We start from the raw sequence: 1,195 nt of genomic DNA on the forward strand, positions 1-1,195 counted from the left end.
ATTTTAGACTTTCACTACATAGATAACACCACCTATTTCTAAGCTAATAAATGGGCTCGGGTAAAAATTCAGTTTAATTTTGAGGTCTTTCTAGCGCTTTACGGGGGCGGTTAGAAGAACAAGATCAAGACTTTATTCGCAAAAAATTTTCAAACACCTTGGGCAACAGTTCGTAATTGTTCAATTTCCTCTGGGTTTAATTGCCACCCCAAAGCTCCGGCATTTTGTTTCGCCTGGGAAGCATTTTTTGCCCCTGGAATGGGAATCACGTTCCCTTGGGCAATGAGCCAATTGAGGGCAATTTGGGCCGGTGTTTTGTCGTGTTTGTCCGCCAATGTATCCAAGAGGGTAAGTAAGGGAGTTAATTTTTGCAATCCTTTGGTACTAAAGCGGGGATCAAGGCGGCGGGCTCCCTGGAGACTGGGGGAATTTTCGGGGCGATATTTGCCGGTGAGTAGCCCCTGAGCCAGGGGACTGTAGGCCAAAATGGTGACATTGAGCTGACGGGCCTGGGCTAAAATGCCGTTGCTTTCAATGTCACGGTTGAGCAGGGAGTAGGGCACTTGGTTGCTTGCGAGGGGAATGCCCTGGGCGGCTAAACACCCATGGGCGATCGCCATTTGCTGGGCGGAATAGTTGCTCACTCCCACAGCTTGGATGCGGCCTTTTTTGACCTCAGCGGCCAACACTGCCATGAAATCCGGTGTTTTTAGCCAAAATTCCAGGGGCCAATGGATTTGATAGAGAGCAATGCTATCTGTTAGTAGCCTTTCTAGACTGGCGGTTAAAGCTTTGGTTATATCAGAGCGCTGCCAACGCCATGGCAAGGGAAAGTATTTAGTGGCAATTTGTACTGTTTGGTCAGTTTCCTGGCAAAAGCGGCCAATGAGCCGTTCTGATTCCCCAAAACCGTAAATTTCAGCGGTGTCAATCAGGGTAACCCCGGCCCCCAGGGAAGCATGGAAAGCCCCCTCCACTTCTTCCGGGCCAAAGTCCTTACCGTAGGCCCAAAACAGGGTATCCCCCCAGGACCAAGTGCCCAATCCAAGGGGAGCAACGGCGGGGCCGTTCGGGCCAAGGCTAATAGTCTGCATGGATATGTTGGGAAAAATCTAGATCTAAATGGCAAAACTAAGCCATACTTTTCCCGATGATAAACCAGTATTTCTGGAAAAGCTTGCCCACTGAGGAAGGG

1 protein-coding gene is annotated in these 1,195 nt (G+C 49.5%); it reads right to left on the minus strand.

Annotated features, from left to right (window positions below; genetic code table 11):
- Positions 1-149: 149 nt before the first annotated feature.
- Positions 150-1,094, minus strand: coding sequence for an aldo/keto reductase (locus IQ219_RS19755; RefSeq protein ID WP_194073756.1), 945 nt, complete (start codon positions 1,092-1,094; stop codon positions 150-152).
- Positions 1,095-1,195 lie beyond the last annotated feature (101 nt).

The organism is Synechocystis sp. LEGE 06083 (assembly GCF_015207725.1).
In the GTDB taxonomy this organism is placed as follows: Bacteria; Cyanobacteriota; Cyanobacteriia; order Cyanobacteriales; family Microcystaceae; genus Synechocystis; species Synechocystis salina.

Coding starts and splice junctions, on each gene's coding strand:
- IQ219_RS19755 (WP_194073756.1), bottom strand. CDS start 1,094: ATGCAGACTATTAGCCTTGGCCCGAACGGCCCCGCCGTTGCTCCCCTT.